The 16,042-nt window shown below is 65.0% G+C and carries 15 protein-coding genes; 7 read left to right on the top strand and 8 right to left on the bottom strand.

All coding sequences use genetic code 11. From position 1 onward, the window contains the following. Positions 1 to 22: 22 nt before the first annotated feature. Both BMI91_RS11915 and BMI91_RS11910 read left to right on the top strand, forming a co-directional pair. Positions 23 to 982, top strand: coding sequence for an amidoligase family protein (locus BMI91_RS11915; protein ID WP_078542488.1), 960 nt, complete (start codon positions 23 to 25; stop codon positions 980 to 982). After that, the gene (locus BMI91_RS11910; RefSeq protein ID WP_078521588.1) at positions 979 to 1,689 is read left to right on the top strand and encodes a gamma-glutamyl-gamma-aminobutyrate hydrolase family protein; all 711 of its coding nucleotides are present in this window, start codon (positions 979 to 981) and stop codon (positions 1,687 to 1,689) included. The genes BMI91_RS11915 and BMI91_RS11910 overlap by 4 nt, the downstream gene beginning before the upstream one ends. A gap of 10 nt (positions 1,690 to 1,699) precedes the next feature. On the opposite strand, the gene BMI91_RS11905 is transcribed toward BMI91_RS11910, so the two are convergent. Beyond that, positions 1,700 to 2,521 (bottom strand): LOG family protein, encoded by an 822-nt coding sequence (locus BMI91_RS11905; protein ID WP_078571149.1) that lies wholly within the window; start codon positions 2,519 to 2,521, stop codon positions 1,700 to 1,702. Between the two features lie 81 nt (positions 2,522 to 2,602). On the opposite strand from BMI91_RS11905, the gene dapD reads away from it, so the two are divergent. The 3 genes from dapD to BMI91_RS11890 all read left to right on the top strand — a co-directional run bounded on the left by dapD (position 2,603) and on the right by BMI91_RS11890 (position 5,147). Continuing rightward, the gene (gene dapD / locus BMI91_RS11900; RefSeq protein ID WP_078521584.1) at positions 2,603 to 3,430 is read left to right on the top strand and encodes a 2,3,4,5-tetrahydropyridine-2,6-dicarboxylate N-succinyltransferase; all 828 of its coding nucleotides are present in this window, start codon (positions 2,603 to 2,605) and stop codon (positions 3,428 to 3,430) included. Continuing rightward, the gene (locus BMI91_RS11895; protein WP_078605036.1) at positions 3,423 to 3,788 is read left to right on the top strand and encodes a hypothetical protein; all 366 of its coding nucleotides are present in this window, start codon (positions 3,423 to 3,425) and stop codon (positions 3,786 to 3,788) included. Before dapD ends, BMI91_RS11895 begins: the two co-directional genes overlap by 8 nt. Before the next feature lie 84 nt (positions 3,789 to 3,872). Then, complete coding sequence (locus tag BMI91_RS11890) at positions 3,873 to 5,147, top strand: lytic murein transglycosylase (protein ID WP_078605035.1); 1,275 nt, start codon at positions 3,873 to 3,875, stop codon at positions 5,145 to 5,147. A gap of 33 nt (positions 5,148 to 5,180) precedes the next feature. On the opposite strand, the gene BMI91_RS11885 is transcribed toward BMI91_RS11890, so the two are convergent. From BMI91_RS11885 to ade, 4 genes are all read right to left on the bottom strand, one after another. Further along, positions 5,181 to 6,056, bottom strand: a complete 876-nt coding sequence (locus tag BMI91_RS11885) for a DMT family transporter (protein WP_078605034.1) — start codon at positions 6,054 to 6,056, stop codon at positions 5,181 to 5,183. 87 nt (positions 6,057 to 6,143) lie between these two features. After that, positions 6,144 to 6,431, bottom strand: a complete 288-nt coding sequence (locus BMI91_RS11880; protein WP_075776797.1) for an HU family DNA-binding protein — start codon at positions 6,429 to 6,431, stop codon at positions 6,144 to 6,146. Between the two features lie 131 nt (positions 6,432 to 6,562). Further along, positions 6,563 to 8,038, bottom strand: a complete 1,476-nt coding sequence (locus BMI91_RS11875; RefSeq protein WP_078605033.1) for an AMP nucleosidase — start codon at positions 8,036 to 8,038, stop codon at positions 6,563 to 6,565. Next, entirely contained in the window at positions 8,035 to 9,837 is a 1,803-nt protein-coding gene (gene ade / locus BMI91_RS11870; RefSeq protein ID WP_078605032.1) for an adenine deaminase, read from the bottom strand. Before ade ends, BMI91_RS11875 begins: the two co-directional genes overlap by 4 nt. A 101-nt stretch (positions 9,838 to 9,938) precedes the next feature. On the opposite strand from ade, the gene BMI91_RS11865 reads away from it, so the two are divergent. Then, entirely contained in the window at positions 9,939 to 10,790 is an 852-nt protein-coding gene (locus BMI91_RS11865) for an SDR family oxidoreductase (protein ID WP_078605123.1), read from the top strand. On the opposite strand, the gene BMI91_RS11860 is transcribed toward BMI91_RS11865, so the two are convergent. After that, the gene (locus BMI91_RS11860; RefSeq protein WP_078549521.1) at positions 10,778 to 12,013 is read right to left on the bottom strand and encodes an MFS transporter; all 1,236 of its coding nucleotides are present in this window, start codon (positions 12,011 to 12,013) and stop codon (positions 10,778 to 10,780) included. The two genes, BMI91_RS11865 and BMI91_RS11860, sit on opposite strands and share 13 nt — an antisense overlap. 172 nt (positions 12,014 to 12,185) lie before the next feature. On the opposite strand from BMI91_RS11860, the gene BMI91_RS11855 reads away from it, so the two are divergent. Beyond that, positions 12,186 to 12,782 carry a glutathione S-transferase family protein gene (locus BMI91_RS11855; protein ID WP_078542496.1) on the top strand — a complete coding sequence of 199 codons (597 nt, stop codon included), beginning with the start codon at positions 12,186 to 12,188 and terminating at the stop codon, positions 12,780 to 12,782. A gap of 52 nt (positions 12,783 to 12,834) precedes the next feature. Here BMI91_RS11855 and BMI91_RS11850 read toward each other — a convergent pair whose 3' ends face one another. Next, on the bottom strand, positions 12,835 to 14,193 hold the full coding sequence (locus BMI91_RS11850) for a cytochrome-c peroxidase (protein ID WP_208607977.1): 1,359 nt from the start codon (positions 14,191 to 14,193) through the stop codon (positions 12,835 to 12,837). 25 nt (positions 14,194 to 14,218) lie between these two features. After that, positions 14,219 to 15,853, bottom strand: a complete 1,635-nt coding sequence (locus BMI91_RS11845) for a phospholipase C (protein ID WP_078605030.1) — start codon at positions 15,851 to 15,853, stop codon at positions 14,219 to 14,221. Positions 15,854 to 16,042: the final 189 nt, after the last annotated feature.

Here is a 16,042-nt window from a genome sequence, read left to right as displayed (position 1 = left end):
GTGGGAAGTAACCGGAGACGTCATGACGCGAGAGGCCATCGCCCCGCTGCCAAAGCCCTGTAATGCCGAGGGAAAGCCGCGCCGCACTGGCGTGGAGATCGAGTTTGCCGGGCTCACCGAGGCGCGCATCGCGCAGATCGCCGCGCAGGCCCTTGGGGGCGAGGCGCGGCGCAGCGACGGTCAGGACTGGGAAGTCACCGGCACGAAGCTCGGCGATTTGCAGGTATATCTCGACATTTCGGTGCGCAAGCAAGCCGACGGCGCGCTCAAGGAGCTTGGTCTGCGCATCGGGCGCGAGGTCATTCCGGTCGAGATCGTGACCGAGCCGCTGGACCGCGAAGGCCTTCTGCAACTCTCTGATTTCATTGAATTGCTGCGCAGCGAAGGCGCGCAGGGCACGGGGCGGTCTCTGCTCTATGGGTTCGGCCTTCATCTCAATCCGGAGATCGCATCGCGCAAGGCTGAGGATATCGTCCGCCCGCTTCTGGCGTTTGCGCTGATCGAGGAGTGGATGCGCGAGACATGGCCGATCGAGAGGACGCGCGAAGTGCTGCCTTTCACCGCGCCCTATCCGAAGAAGCTGATCGAAGATCTGGCGCGGCTCGGCCCGGATGCTGCGCTCGACGAGGTGATCGTCACCTATCGCAAGCACACGCTGTCGCGGAACCACGGGCTCGATATGCTGCCGATCTTCTGCGAGCTGCGGCCCGACCTGATTGCACCGGAGGAAGGGAAGGGGGGCACCGTTTCACCGCGTCCCGCCTTCCATTTCCGTCTGCCCGATTGCCGTATCGACGATGAGACCTGGTCACTCGACAGCGAATGGCGCCGCTGGTGGTTCGTGGAGACGCTCGCGGCGGAGCCCGAGCTGTTGGGCCTGATGTGCCGCGAATGGTTGACGGCGAAGACCGAATTCCATCTGCTGGGCGGGAAATGGGTCGAGACCTGCGAGAAAATTCTGAGGCTTGCCGGGCATAGATGAAGCCCCTGATCGGCATATCGACATCGCGTCGCACCGGGTGGCGGGTCTACCCGTTCATCGCCTTCGGCGTCTGGCTGGCGGGCGGGCGCTCGGTTCGCTGGGTCGCGGGCAAACGCGCCGAGGTGCAGCATGTCGACGGCGTGATCGTTGGCGGCGGCGATGACATTTCACCCGAACTCTATGGCGGCGATCTGATCGCGAGCGCGGTGCTCGACCCGGCGCGCGACGAGCTGGAGAAATGCCTCGTCGAGGAGGCGATGGCGCAGGGCAAACCGGTGCTGGGGATTTGCCGCGGCGCGCAGATGATCAATGTCGCGCTCGGGGGCGACCTGCATCAGGACGCCTACGATCATTACAACGCGCATAAACATACGACGCTTCTGCCGAAGAAGGACGTCCGTGTCGAACCCGGCTCGCGGCTCGGTGCGCTGGCCGGGCTCGCGCCGATGCGGGTCAACGCCCTGCACAGTCAGGCCGTGGATCGCCTGGGCGACGGGCTACGGGTTGCGGCGCGCGACGGCTCGGGGATGGTGCAGGCGGTCGAGCGGGTCGAGGAGCCATTTGCGCTGGGCGTTCAGTGGCACCCGGAATACCTGACCTATGCCCACCGGCAGCGTGCGCTGTTCCGGGCGCTGGTGGCGGCAGCGCGCGCAAGCCATGAGCACCGCGCGCAACTGCCCGAGGTCAGCGCCGAGGCGAAGGCCTGAGCGCCGCGCCTCAGCAGTTCTCGTATTTCCAATTGTCGATGATCGCGACCGCATCCTTGGCGCTCTCGACGAAGCTGACCAGATCGAGATCCTCGGGCGAGATCGTCCCGGCCTCGGCCAGCCGATCCCAGTTGATGATCTCTTCCCAGAACTGCCGCCCGAACAGGATGAAGGGGATTCTCGACATCCGGCCCGTCTGGATCAGGGTCAGCGCCTCGAACATCTCGTCGAGCGTGCCGAAGCCGCCGGGGAAGACGCACACGGCGCGGGCGCGCATCAGGAAATGCATCTTCCGGATCGCGAAATAGTGGAAGTTGAAGGTCAGATCGGGCGTGACGTATTCGTTCGGCGCCTGCTCATGCGGCAGCACGATGTTGAGACCGATCGACTGACCGCCCGCCTCATGCGCGCCGCGATTGCCCGCCTCCATCACGCCGGGGCCGCCGCCGGTGCAGATCACGTTCTCCCGGCCGTATTCCTGCATCGAGCGTTCGGTCATCTCGCGCGCGAAGATGCGGGCCTCTTCGTAGTAGCCCGAAAGTTCCGCGAGATACTCGGTCTTCGCGTTGGCCTTGTTCTCGGGCGCGGGGATGCGCGCGCCGCCGAACATGACGATGGTCGACTCGATGCCGCGCTCGTCCATGATCAGCTGCGGCTTGAGCAATTCGAGCTGCAGCCGCACCGGGCGCAGCTCGTCGCGCAGCATGAAATCCACATCCGTATAGGCCAGCCGATAGGCGGGCGCGCGGGTCTGTGGCGTGTCGGGAATGTTCTTTGCGGTCTGCGCGTCGTCCCGCGAGTGGCGGAACGAATGCGTCGTGTCGTCCTTCATGGGGCACCTGCTCATTGCGCGTTTCGCTTTGATCAACTATAGCGTGAACGCTGTAAAGGCCACCTGAAAGAGGATTTGCCCATGTCGAACGCCGCGCTCGAAACTGCAATCGAAGCCGCTTGGGAAGCCCGCGACACCATCACGCCCTCGACCGGCGGTGAGACCCGCGAGGCCATCGAAGATACGCTCAACGCGCTGGATCGCGGCGAACTGCGTGTTGCGGAGAAACGCGAGAACGGCGACTGGCATGTGAACCAATGGGCCAAGAAGGCGGTTCTGCTCGGCTTCCGTCTGAAGGACATGGAACAGCAGGATGGCGGCCCGCAGGGCGGCCACTGGTGGGACAAGGTCGACAGCAAGTTCAAAGGCTGGGGCGACAAAGAGTGGAAAGCCGGCGGTTTCCGCGCCGTGCCGAACTGCATCGTGCGCAAATCGGCCTATATCGCGCCGGGCGTGGTGCTGATGCCCTCCTTCGTGAACCTCGGCGCCTATGTCGACGAGGGCACGATGGTCGACACTTGGGCCACCGTCGGCAGCTGCGCGCAGATCGGCAAGGGCGTCCACCTCTCGGGCGGCGTCGGGATCGGCGGCGTGCTGGAGCCGATGCAGGCCGGCCCGACCATCATCGAGGACAACTGCTTCATCGGCGCGCGCTCGGAAGTCGTCGAAGGCTGCATCGTCCGCGAAGGCTCGGTGCTGGGCATGGGCGTCTATATCGGCAAGTCGACCAAGATCGTCGACCGCGAGACCGGCGACGTGATGTATGGCGAAGTGCCGCCCTATTCGGTCGTCGTGTCGGGCTCGATGCCGTCCAAGAACGGCATCAACCTCTATTGCGCGGTGATCGTGAAGCGCGTCGATGCGCAAACCCGGTCGAAGACCGGCATCAACGAGCTGCTGCGTGACTGAGAAGCCGGAAAAGCCGCAGAAGAAACCCTCGCGCCAGCAGGTCTTCACCCTGCTGGTCGAGGTTGGTCGTTCGCCCAATGACGGTCTGCCGAAAGGCGCGTCCGGGGCGGGGCTGTTGTGCTATGCCTCGGGCGTGGACGAGGCAGAGGCCGTGCGCGAGACCGTGGCGATCCTCAAGCAGGCCGAGATGGCGCCGCTTGACGTCACGGGTTACGGCACGCTCGCGGAACGCGAGAAACAGGGCCATGAGATCGACGATGCGGAACGTGAATTGATGCAGCGTGCGCTCGACGAGAACTCCGTGATCATCGCCCAGATGGAGCCGTTTTTCGGCAACGACAAGAAGCCGCTCCAGTAAGCCTTAGAGTGTCATGTGACGCCCGTTGAAACCTCACGAACCGTTGATACACTGGTTCAAAGAGCAAAACAGCGAGCAGGCACCATGGCAATTCCCGGCAAGATCATCCCACTGACATTTATGGCATTTTCTGCGCTTTCGGCCTGTGCGGGGCCCCCCGAATCCTCGCCCCGGCCGCTGGCGCGGGGCAGCGCGCCGGTGGCGGACCCGATCCCGCCGACGGACGCCGCGACGGAAGCGCGTTTCGAGTCCTTCCTCGCGGGCTTCAAATCCCGTGCGCTGGCCAACGGCATCACCGAATACACCTGGAACCGCGCGATGGCCGATGTGCGCTACAATCCCAAGGTGATCGAGCGCGACCGCTACCAATCGGAGTTCACCAAGTCGATCTGGGATTACCTCGATAGCGCGGTTTCGGATGAGCGCGTCGCAACCGGCAAGCAGATGCTGCGGCAATACGACCGGCAGCTGAACGCGATCGAGCGCAAATACGGCGTCGACAAAGAGGTCGTCGTCGCGATTTGGGGCATGGAGAGCCGCTACGGCGCTTATCGTGGCAAGACGGCGATCATCCCCGCGCTTGCGACGCTTGCCTATGACGGGCGGCGCGGCGAGTTCTTCGCCAAGCAGCTGATCGCGGCGCTCAAGATCATTCAGTCGGGCGACGTGGACGAGCGGCACATGACCGGCTCTTGGGCCGGGGCGATGGGCCACACGCAGTTCATCCCGACCTCCTACCTGTCCTACGCGGTCGATTTCACCGGCGATGGTCGGCGCGATATCTGGTCGGAAGACCCGACTGATGCGCTGGCCTCGACGGCGGCCTATCTGGCGCGTTCGGGCTGGTCGAAGGGGCAGCCCTGGGGCGTCGAGGTCATCCTGCCCTCAGGCTTCAACTACGGCCTCACCGGCAAGGGTACGAAGAAGAGCCCTGCCGACTGGGCGGCGCTTGGCGTGCGCTCGGCCACGGGCGGCACGGTGCCGAATTACGGCGCGGCGTCGATCCTCGTGCCCGCGGGCGCGAAGGGTCCGGCCTTCATGATCTTCGGCAACTTCCGCGCGATCTCGCGCTACAACTCCGCCGACAGCTACGTGATCGGCGTGGGGCATCTGTCGGATCGTCTGAAAGGGAAGGGGCCCTTCGTGCAGGATTGGCCCCGCACTGGCAAGCCGCTCAGTTCCAAGCAGAAGGTCGAGCTGCAGGAGCGGCTGACCGCGGCGGGCTTCGATACGGACGGCACGGACGGCAAGATCGGTGCGAATACGTCGAAGGCGATCGTGGCCTTCCAGAAATCGCGCGGTCTGCCGCCCGATGGCTACGCCACGCTGGAGCTGCTGCAGGTGCTGCGCGGTTCGTGAATTGCTAGGCGTGAAGTGCAGGGGCGCGGAGGGTTACCTCCGCGCCTCTTGCTTTGATATCTGCACTGCAAGAATGCCGCCTGCGATCACCAGCACGCCAAGCGCGTCGTGCCAGTCGACATGCTCGCCCAGCACCGCCCAGGCGATCGCGACGCCGAAGACCGGCGTCAGGAAGTGGAAGGTCGCTGCGCGCACCGCGCCGATGCGACCTACGAGGCGGAACCAGACCCAGGTCGCCATCAGCCCCGGCACGATCACCGTGTAGGTGAAGGCGAAGGCCAGTGTCGGCGTCACCTCGACCACGAGATGCTCGGTGAAGGCGGAGACGACGGCGAGGCTCACAGCCCCCACCAGCATCTGCAGGCCCACGATCATCAGTACGCCGCCACCGCCGCCGCTCGCGCCGCGTACGGTGAGCGTCGCCACCGCCAGCGCCAATGCGCCCGCGACGCAGAGGCCGAGCCCGAACGGGTCGATCCCGCCCTGCAGCCGTGCGCCCATGATGATGCCGACGCCCGCGAAGCCTGCCACCAGCCCGGCGATGCCAAGGGGCGGAATCCGGTCGCGAAAGACGATCCAGCCGAGCGCGCCGACGATCAGCGGCATGGTCGAGGCGATGATCGCCGCGACCGAGGCTTCGACCGTGGTCATCGCGACCCAGTTAAACCCTAGGTAGAGCGCGTTTTGGCAAATTCCGAAGATGATCGTGGCGCGCCATTGCGCCCGGCTCAGTCGCCAGCTTTGGCCGAAGGCCAGTGCCAGCGCGATGCCGATCCCCCCGGACAGCGCGAAGCGCAGGGCAAGGGCTGCAAGGGGCGGAGCCTCTGCCACGATGATATGCGTGGACGTGAAAGCCGAAGACCACATCAGGGCAAAGGCGAGCCCCATTCCGATCGCGCGCAGATCCATCTTTCCTCCGGGCCTGAAAAAGGGCGCCCCGATTGCTCGCGAGCGCCCTAAAAAATTGGCTGTCCCTCGATTGAGAGAGTCCTGCGATCAGGAGTTTACGCTGTCCTTGAGCGCTTTCGCCACGGTCACTTTGACCTGCTTGTCAGCCGGCTTTTGCATCTGCTCGCCGGTGGCCGGGTTGCGGACCATGCGCTCGGGGCGCTCGCGGCAGTAGACTTTGCCAATGCCCGGCAGGGTAACGGCGCCGCCGTTCGACACTTCTTTGGTGACGACGTCGGTGATCGCGTCGAGTGCGGCCGAAGCCGTCTTCTTGTCGGCGTCCATCGCCTCGGCGAGGGCTGCCACCAGCTGGGTCTTGGTCATCGGTTTCGACATATTCGTTCCTCTCTCCGCCCCGGTAATCCAGGGTCAATTTCGTCCGCGTTGCACGGTTGGTGGGCCATGTTCCACACGTTTTTATTGAGCATGGCAAGCCCTTTTCCCAGAATGGGCGGGTTTTTCCCACGTCACAGAAAAGCTGTTTCCTCGAAGCTACGCAATTTCCTGCTGTGAATCCGATCCAGAGGCATCTCGCGAAGTTTCTCCATCGCGAGGATGCCAATCAGCAAATGGCTCGCGACCTGGGTACGGTAGAATTCGGTGGCCATGCCCGGCAGCTTCAGCTCGCCATGCAGTGGTTTGTCGGAAACGCACAGAAGCGTGCCGTAGGGCACCCGGAAGCGGAAGCCGTTCGCGGCGATCGTGGCGCTTTCCATATCGAGCGCAACCGCGCGCGACTGGCTCAGGCGATGGACCGGGCCGGACTGGTCTCTCAACTCCCAGTTGCGGTTGTCGATGGTGGCGACAGTGCCGGTCCGCATGATCCGCTTCAGCTCGTAGCCTTCCAGCTTCGTCACTTCGGCCACCGCTTCCTGCAGCGCGATTTGGATCTCGGCCAGCGCCGGGATCGGCACCCAGACGGGCAGATCGTCGTCGAGCACATGGTCTTCGCGCAGATAGGCGTGGGCGAGGACGAAGTCCCCAAGCTGCTGCGAATTGCGCAGGCCCGCGCAGTGCCCGACCATCAGCCAGGCATGCGGGCGCAGCACGGCGATATGGTCGGTCGCGGTCTTCGCGTTGGACGGGCCGACGCCGATATTGACCAGAGTGATCCCGCCGCCATCGGCGCGCTTGAGGTGATAGGCGGGCATCTGCGGCAGTTTCGCGAGGCCCGGAATCTCATCCTGCGGATCGGTGATCTCCTGATTGCCCGGCGCGACGAAGCTCGTATAGCCCGAGTTCTTGTCGCCCAGCAGGCGGCGCGCGACGGCCTCGAACTCATCCACGTAGAACTGGTAGTTCGTGAACAGCACGTGGTTCTGGAAATGCTCGGCCTTGGTCGCGGTGTAATGCGACAGGCGCGCCAGCGAGTAATCCACCCGCTGCGCGGTGAACGGAGCGAGGTGGCCCGAGCCATCCGGGTTCGGCCCCGCCATTCCGTTGACGATATCGTCGTTCATCCCCGCAAGGTCCGGCACGTCGAATACGTCCCGCAGCGAGAAGTCGAGCACGCCTTCCTGCGGCACGGTCACTTCCGGATGCGCTGCCACGGCGAAATGCACCGGGATCGGCGTGTCCGAGGGGCCGATCGTGACCGGGATGTTGTGGTTCTTGATCATCAGGCCCAGCTGCTGCGTCAGGTAATTGCGGAACAGGTCGGGCCGCGTGATCGTCGCGGTGTAGGTGCCCGGCAGCGCCACATGGCCGAAGCTCAATCGGCTATCGGCCTTGATATGCGATGGCACAGAGATGCGCACCTCCGGGTAGAAAGCACGAAAGCGGTTCCGCGCGGTCTTGCTCTCGAGCGTCTCGTTGAATTTCTCGAGCAGGAAGGCGGTCGCCTCGTCATAGAGCGCCTCGAGCCGGGCGACAGCCTCGGCGGCATCGGTAAAGCTCTCCGCAGCAGTGGTTTCCGGGGTGATAAGTTCAAGTGTTTCGTTCATTCAAAAAGATCCGTCAGTTCAAAACGCGTCACGTCGACGAGGCCCAGATCCGAAATACGGATCTCGGGAATGACGACGAGCGCGAGCAGCGAATGCTGCATGTAAGCGTTGTTCAAAGTGCAGCCGCAGGCGCCCATCGCCTCGACCATCTTGGCGGCGCGCGCGGCCACCGTTTGGGCCGGATCGTCCGACATCAGCCCTGCGATCGGCAGCGGCACGGCGGCGATCTCTTCGCCGTCCTTCCAGACGGAGACCCCGCCGCCCATCTCGCCAAGCGCGTTGGCGCAGGCGGCCATCATCTCGCGGTCGGTGCCGACCACGATCATGTGGTGGCTGTCATGGGCCACGGTCGAGCCCATCGCCATGCGGCCTTTGTAGCCGAAGCCCGAGACGAAGCCGTTGGTGACGCCGCCGGTGCCTTGATGGCGTTCCACCAGCGCAATCTGTGCGATGTCCTTGGCGGTGTCGGGCTGGGCGAGCCCGTCGGTCACGTCCAGCTCTGCCGTCAGCGCCTTGGTCGGGGCCTGGTTCTCGACGACGCCGATCACGCGGGCGGTGACCGTGTTCGCACCTTCCGGCGCGGCGATCTCGAAATCCGCAGCTGTCAGGGTCTTGCCCAGATGCACCGTGTTGCGGGCGCTGTCGGGCCAGTCGTAATGCGGGCACTCGGCCAGCAGCTTGCCATCCTTCGCGACGGTCTTGCCCCGCGCGATGACCTGCTCGACCGGCAGCGTCGCCAGATCCGAGGTCAGGATCACATCGGCCCGGCGGCCCGGGGTGATCGAGCCCAGCTCGCGCTCCAGCCCGAAATGCGTCGCGGTGTTGAGCGTGCACATCTGCAGCGCGACCAGAGGGTCGGCCCCGCACTTCACCGCATGGCGGAAGACGCGGTTCATATGCCCGTCATTCACCAGCGTGCCGGAATGGCAGTCATCGGTGCACAGGATGAAGTTGCGCGGATCGAGACCCTTCTCGGTGACGGCGGTGATCTGCGTCTCCACGTCATACCAAGCCGAGCCGAGCCGCATCATCGAGCGCATCCCGTTGCGCACCCGCGCGATCGCGTCGGCCTCGCAGGTGCCCTCGTGATCGTCGGCGGGCCCGCCCGCGACATAGGCGCGGAACGGCGCGCCCAGATCGGGGGAGGCGTAATGCCCGCCCACGGTCTTATGCGCATTCTGCGTCGCCGCGATCTCGGCCAGCATTTTCGGGTCGGCATTGATCACGCCGGGGAAGTTCATCATCTCGCCCAGACCGATGATGCCGGGCCATGTCATCGCCTCGGCCACGTCCTCGGGGGTGATCTCGAAACCGGTGGTCTCAAGCCCCGGCGCGGAAGGCGCGCAGGAGGGCATCTGGGTGAAGATGTTCACCGGCTGCATCAGCGCCTCGTCATGCATCATCCGCACGCCGTCGAGCCCCAGCACGTTGGCGATCTCATGCGGATCGGTGAACATGCTCGTCGTGCCATGCGGGATCACGGCGGCGGCGAATTCGGCGGGCGTGAGCATGCCGCTCTCGATATGCATATGCGCGTCGCACAGGCCCGGCACTATGTAGCGCCCCGCGGCGTCGATCACTTCGGTGTCGGGTCCGATACTGTCCGACAGATCGGGAGCCACGGCGGCAAATCGCCCTTCGGCCACGGAAATATCGTAGCCCTCGAGAACCTCACGCGTGTGGACATTGACCCATTTGCCACCCCGGATCACGAGGTCGGCGGGTTCGCGCCCGGCAGCCACGGCAATCAATCGCGGTGCGGCTTCGGGCCAGGATTTGATCTTGTTCTTCTGTTCCATGTCCAAGCCTGTCATTGCGTGCGGGAAGGTTCAAGAGACGTTGTTATGCCTTCACACAGCCTCTACCTATGACGGATGACAGAAACGCAAAGGGGGCCGTGATGCCGACGCTTCTTTCCATCGGACATGGCTATTCGGCCCGTGCGCTCGCGCCGCTTCTTCTGGCACGCGGCTGGCGGGTGATCGGCACCACGCGCAGCGCTGAGAAGACCGAAATGCTGCGCAGCGAAGGGGTGGAGCCGCTGGTCTGGGAAGGCGGGCCTCTGCCGCTCGATCAGGCGACGCATTTGCTGAGTTCCGTGGCGCCGGGGCCAGAGGGCGACCCGGTTCTCGCTGCGCAGCATTCCGAAATTGCTGCAGCGCAGCATATGGAGTGGATCGGCTATCTTTCAACGGTCGGCGTCTATGGCGATCACGCGGGCGGCTGGGTCGATGAGGCGACGCCGCTGACCCCCTCGACCAAGCGCGGACAGGCGCGGGTGGAGGCCGAGGCGGCTTGGGGCGCGCTGGCCGCAGCCCATGACCTGCCGCTGCATATCTTTCGGCTCGCGGGGATCTATGGCCCCGGGCGCGGGCCCTTCGAGAAGGTGCGGCAGGGCAAGGCCCGGCGGATCGTCAAGGAGGGGCAGGTCTTCTCGCGCACCCATGTCGAAGATATCGCGCAGGTGTTGCTGGCCTCGATCGAGCATCCCGATCCGGGCGCGGTCTATAATGTCTGCGACGACGATCCCGCGCCGCCGCAGGACGTGATCGCCTATGCCGCCGAGCTGCTCGACCTGCCGCTACCGCCCGAGGTGCCGTTCGATGAGGCCGATCTGAGCCCGATGGCGCGCAGCTTCTATGCCGAGAGCAAGCGGGTGCGGAACGACAAGATCAAGCGCGACCTTGGCGTCACGCTCCGCTACCCGGATTACCGCGAAGGGCTGCGCGCGCTGCTCGATCAGGCGGGCTGAAGCTCGACCCGTTTCTCGCGCACCGGCAGGTGCACGATGGCCGAGAATGCGCCGACGCCCACGCCGACCCACCAGACCAGCGTGTAATCGCCGTAGATGTCGTAGAGCTTGCCGCCAAGCCAGACGCCGAGGAAGGCGCCCACCTGGTGCGAGAAGAAGACGATCCCGTAGAGCGTGCCCATGTAGCGCAGCCCGTAGATATGCGCGACCAGCCCCGAGGTCAGCGGCACCGTCGCGAGCCACAGCGCCCCCATCGCGAGCGAGAAGATCAGCACCGTCGCGGGCGTCATCGGCGTCAGGATGAAGGCGCCGGCCACGAAGGTGCGCAGCAGGTAAATCCCGGCCAGCAGGTATTTCTTCGACCAGCGTTTGCCCGCCCAGCCCGCGTAGATCGTGCCCACGATATTGGCCAGCCCGATTACCGAGATCGCCGCCGCGCCAAGCGCCGAGGTCGTCTCGATCCCGATCCCGGCGAGCAGCGATCCGGGTGGCACCGCGCCGCACATCTCGGTCACCATCGCGGGGAAATGCGCGGTGATGAAGCCAAGCTGATAGCCACAGGAGAAGAAGCCGAGGAAGATCAGCGTGTAAGACGGATCGCGGAAGGCGCGCATCAGGACGCTGCCCATGCTCTCGGCCAAGTCTTCGCGGCTGGCGCGCTCGGGCGCGCGGATCAGCGGCAGGAAGGCCAGCGAGGCGAGGATCACGGCGGCGAAGATCACGAAGACCGTCTGCCACGGGAAATGGCCCAGCAGCAGCTCCGCCATCGGAGCGCCGAAGACCTGCCCGGCCGAGCCTGCCGCCGTCGCGATGCCAAGCGCGAGCGAGCGGTTCTCGTCCGAGGTCGCGCGGCCCACCACGGCAAGGATCACGCCAAAGCCTGTGCCCGCGATGCCGAAGCCCACGAGGATTTCCAGAAGCTGATGCTGCCCCGGCTCCACCGCGAAGGCCGAAAGCACGAGACCGAGCGCATAGACCAGCGCGCCGAGAATGATCGCGAGCCGGTCGCCCCAGCGCTCGGCGATCGCGCCGAAGATCGGTTGGCCGATGCCCCAGGCAAGGTTCTGCACCGCGATGGCGAGCGAGAATTCGGCTCGTGGCCAGTTGAACTCGCTGGCGATCGGAATCTGGAAAACGCCGAAGCTCGCCCGGATGGCGAAGCTCAGCATCAGGATCACGGCACCGCCGATCAGAACCGGCGTGAACAGTTTGGCTTGCGTCATTTTACATCTCCCGGCGGATCTCCCTTCCGCGCGGGCCGCATTTCGACATGTATGCTGCAGCGCGTCAATCGCGGGCTTGTCCGGGTCACAATCGCGCGGAGATGATTGTGCGGTGCCCTTGAACCTCCCCCGCAGCCGTGGCCCAATGTCGCGACTTTCGACGGGAGGCAGGATGTATACGGTTATCGGAACGGTCGGCTCGCGGACGCTGCGCGTGCTGTGGATGCTGGAGGAACTGGGCGCGGAGTATCAGCATGTGCGGGCCGCGCCGCGCTCGGACGATGTCGTCGCTTTCAACCCGGCGGGCAAAGTGCCGGTGCTGGTCATCGACGGCACGCCGATCACCGATTCCACGGCGATTCTCACCTATCTCGCGGATGCGCATGGGAAATTTACCCATGAGGCGGGCACGCTGGAGCGCGCGCGGCAGGACAGTCTGACGCAATTCCTGCTCGATGAGTTCGACGCGAATCTTTGGACCGCGGCGCGGCACAGTTTCATCCTGCCCGAGGAATTGCGGCTGTCGGGCATAAAGAATTCGCTGCGCTGGGAGTTCGAGCGGTCGCAGCGCACGCTGATCCACCGGATGGGCGAGGGTGAGTTCGTGATGGGCGAGGAAATGACCGTGCCCGATATCATTCTGGCGCATTGCCTCGACTGGGCGCTGATGGCGAAATTCCCGATCGTCGAGCATCGGCTGAGCGAATATCACGACCGGATGCGGGCGCGCCCTGCCTATAAGCGCGCGGTTGCGATGCGCGACGGGTGAGGGGGCGGCCTGCGAGCCCCCACTCCGCACTGGCAATCAGCCTTGACCCAAGTCATTCATCTGAAGGCGAGTAGCCGTCGGTGAGGGTTTGCAGGAAGGCGATGATATCCGCCTGATCTGCCTCGGTAAGCGCGTCGCCATCCTCGGGCGCGCGTCCGAACGGCGCATCGGCGCGGTCGATATTTCCCTGATAGCGGGCGGGCAAATCGTCGAACCGCTCCAGTTGACCGTCGCGTGTGGGATAGATCGCGCGCGGGTCGCTGTCGCGCTTGGCGTAGAAGCGCAGCACCTGTTTCAGGCTCGTATAGACGCCGTTGTGAAAGAAGACGTGCCGGGTCGCGACGTTGCGCAGGCTCGGGGTCTTGAACATCCCGCAATTGCCGGGCTGCGTCGAAATCGCATCGTGGCGCAGCGGGCCGCAGAGGCCGAGATCGACATAATGCGGATCGGCATTGGCCGGGATCGCCGGGTTGCGCGGCACGCCGAGCGCCTCGTATTCGAAATCGGTGAATTGCGGCGGACGACCGTCGGCGGACCGCGTGTCGAGATGACAGGCCGCGCAATTGCCTTTCTTCGGATCGTCGAAAAGCGCCCGTCCGCGTGCCTCTGCGGGCGACAGCTGCGCCTCGCCCGCGAGAACGGCATCGTATTTGCTGGTATAGGGGCGAAATTCCACCGCCTCGGTCTGGTAGCGCGACAGCGCGAAGGCGGCCTCGTCGATCAGCATCTTGTCGTCGTCACGCACGGAAGCGCCGAAGAGCTGCGCGAAGCGGTCGCCGTAGCGCGCTCTCAGGGCCGCGGCGAGGGTTGCGCGGTCGGGCTCTGCCATCTCGAAATGGGTGAAGAGGACGGCCAGCGCCTGCTCTTGCAGCGTATCCGCGCGCCCGTCCCAGAACAGACCGCCGCGCGGCACCGGGCTCGCGGCCGGGGGCGCACCGGCGGTTTTTCGCGGCGCGGGCTGCGCGGAGGCGCTTGGCCCTGCGGTCTCTTTCGCGCCCGCCCCTTGCTGTGCGACCGCCTGCGGCGCGGCCTCGCCCGCCTCGGAGGTCGGGTCGAGCACGCCGAAGGTGAAGGGCGGCGTCTGGCGCTTATAGGTGAGCGAGGGCACCGCGCGCAGCCCGGGCAGGTCGAGATGCGGCCCGCCAAGCTGCACGGCGCGGGCATTGGAGGGCGCGAAATGGTTCTTCGGGTCGTGGCAGCTCGCGCAGCTCATCTGGCCACTGGCTGACAGCGTGGGGTCGGAAAACAGCGCCTTGCCGATCGCGGCCACGGCGCTCAGATCGGCATCGCCCTGAGGGGGCGCACCCGGCGCGGGGTCGGACGCCGCCCCGACGGAGGCGGCCGAAAGGAAAGCCGCGAGCGTGATGCTCGCGGCCCCCTCTGCCGAACGGATCGTCTTGGGAGTGATCAATCGTAGGTTCGGCAATCTCATCACCTCAGCCCTTGGGGGTGCCGGTGGCCGGGTCGAGGATCAGCTTGCCATTGGCCGCTTTCGAGAAGTCGAACATGCCGTTGAGCTTGCCAGCCTGTGCGTCGAAGGAGCCTTGACCGATGCGCTGCCCGTTCAGCCAGTTATCCTCGATGAACTTGGTGACCGAGGATTGATCGACCAGCGTGTGATCCACCGCGTTCTTCTTCGCATAGGGCGAGATCACCAGCATCGGGATGCGGGTGCCGTAGCCGCAGCGGCCCTGCGCCGGCTTGCCGTCGAGACCGGGCAGCGTCTTGTCGCTGGCGCATTTGCCGCCATTGAGCACGTCATAGCCCGCGACCGGGATGTTCGAGCCGTTCACCACCGCCATCGCGTGGTCATACCAGCCATCGGAGTCGTCATAGGTCACGACGATCGCCGTGTCCGTCCAGTCCTTCGATTGCTGCAGTGCGTTGACCGCGTTGACGATGAATTCCTGCCCGTCGAGCGGGTCGGAATAGCCCGCATGGCCATCCTGATAGGCGGACGCTTTCAGGAACGTCACCGCCGGCAGGTTGCCGTTCTTCAGCGCGGCGTAGAAATCCTTGCTGTCATATTGGTGGTTCGCACCGCCATCGTCCGAGGTGCCGATCGCATCGACCGAGGAGGGCCGGGTGTGATCGAGGTTCTGGGTTGATTTGTAATACTGGAAGGGCTCGTGGTGGGGGATGTAGTCCTTCGAGGTCTCGCCGGTCACCTGCGAGAGCGACGAGCGGTCGCAGCCGGTGGTACCGTTGCCGTTCACCGCGGTCAGATCGAAGCCGCCCTCGAACCAGCCCCAAGTGACGTGTTTCGCGTTCAGCAGATCGCCGATATTCTTGCCGCCCATCAGCGTCGTCGGGTATTTCGGGTTCGAGCAGACATCGCCTGTCGGGTCGAGATCCGAGATCATGGTCCAGCCGCCATTGCCGTCGGGCACGACGCGACCCTTGTCATAGGTGCCATCGGCCGCGAGCTTGTAACCCTTGGGCAGCACAGCGCCATTGGTCTGGCCCGAGACGAGGTTGATCGCGCCCGGCGTCGAGGGGCCGAAGGTGCTCGAGAAGGCGTTGTCGTTCATCGCGTAGGCCTGCGCGTAGTTCCACAGCGCGGTGACGGTGTTGCCGTCATAATAGCCCATCACCTGACCCTTGGTGCCGAAGGCGCCCGTGCCGCCCTTGGTGCCCTTGCCGGTATTGGCCGGGAAGGCATCCATCTTGCCGCCGTGGAACGCGGCCTGCTCGGCGGTGTAGCCGTGGTTCTGGTCCGCAGTCGCGGCCTGCGTCCGGTCGAGCCGGAAGGGGGCGGCGGCATTCGCGCCATTGGCGGCATTGGTCTTGTTGGGGTTGGTCTTCAGCAGACCGGCGCTTGCGAGCGTATCGGCCTTGGGCGTGTCTTTCGCGGCGGTGAATTGCGGCTCGCCCTTGGGGTTCGCAGCGTTCGGATAGGTCGCGAAGTAATGGTCGAAGGAGACGTTCTCCTGAAAGATCACCACGAGATGCTTGATCGGGGTGTCGGTCTGGGTGTCGGCGGCGACGGAGTTGCCCGCTTGGGCGGTCGCGGCGGCGCAAGCCAGCGCGAGTGCGCTGACGGCACCGGTGAGGCGGAGCGTGTCGGTCATCTAAAGTCCCTCATTCAAATGGCAGCTTCCCCGTGAGCTACGGGGCGCGTGGCATCTCGCTAGGAACGGCGTTTGGCAATTTGGTGACAGTCCCGCTCACGCACCATCACCACTGGGTGAGACCCCCGCGGATGCACGCGGATGGGATGCGGCGTGAGCGTTCGGTGATCGGCGCGGGCGGTGGCGCGG

Source organism: Thioclava sediminum, assembly GCF_002020355.1.
GTDB classification, from domain to species: domain Bacteria; phylum Pseudomonadota; class Alphaproteobacteria; order Rhodobacterales; family Rhodobacteraceae; genus Thioclava; species Thioclava sediminum.
This window is presented reverse-complemented; position numbering and strand designations above follow the sequence as displayed.